General features: G+C 40.4%; 1 protein-coding gene. It reads left to right on the plus strand.

Features of this window, described 5'->3' with window-relative positions:
- Window positions 1–260: DUF480 domain-containing protein (locus tag SB765_RS30990; RefSeq protein ID WP_410932670.1), on the plus strand; the 260-nt coding region annotated here is incomplete at both ends.

The following is a 260-nucleotide window of genomic DNA, read 5'->3' on the forward strand; positions in this document are numbered from 1 at the left end:
GTGGACGTGTATCTAAATACGACCATCGCTTTTGTAATACACAATTTAGCCACTTACAATTTAACGCACAACAACGCGCCATTATATGTTTATTATTATTGCGGGGAGCTCAAACACCCGGTGAATTAAAAACCCGTTGCGCTCGCTTAGCTGACTTTACCAGTATTGACGACGTTGAAATATCGCTTGAACAATTGATTGAAAACAGCCATGTTAAAAAACTACCTCGCGAATCTGGTAAGCGTGATAGCCGTTATATC

It is taken from the genome of Pseudomonas sp. SIMBA_067, assembly GCF_046534675.1.
Taxonomy (GTDB): Bacteria; Pseudomonadota; Gammaproteobacteria; order Pseudomonadales; family Pseudomonadaceae; genus Aquipseudomonas; species Aquipseudomonas putida.